The organism is Streptomyces sp. SM11, from assembly GCF_002910905.1.
In the GTDB taxonomy this organism is placed as follows: Bacteria; Actinomycetota; Actinomycetes; order Streptomycetales; family Streptomycetaceae; genus Streptomyces.
Window position 1 is genome coordinate 1 of sequence record NZ_NEUE01000062.1, and the last position, 394, is coordinate 394.

Genomic DNA, 394 nt, shown 5'->3' on the forward strand with positions numbered 1-394 from the left:
ACGGCTCCTGGAGAGCGCCCGTGCCGTGCCGGCGGACCGGGCGAGCGCCGTGGACGCCGTGCGTTCCGTGCTCGATCCTCTCCTCGACTCCCTGGTGGGCCGGGAGCTGGCCGCCATCCCCGTCTCCCGGCTCAAGGACGTCACCGATGGGCGGCTGCGTCTCGGCGCGCTGGAGCAGGCCGGGTTCGGCACGGTCGGGCAGGTCCACGGCACGAACCGCTACGAGCTCCGGCAGCTCCCCGGAGTCGGGGCGCACACCGCCGACCAGGCGTTGGCCGCCGCCGCGCAGATCGCCCACGCCGTGCGCGACACCGTCTCGGTGCGGATCGACGTGGACGCCCCGGACGACACCGGCACCGCGCTGGTCGTCGCCCTGCACCGGCTGGCCGGGGCC

At 76.1% G+C, this 394-nt stretch carries 1 pseudogene; it reads left to right on the top strand.

Going from position 1 to position 394, the window contains the following annotated elements:
- Window positions 1–394, top strand: a pseudogene (locus B9S58_RS03800) (ATP-dependent helicase); the annotation flags it as partial.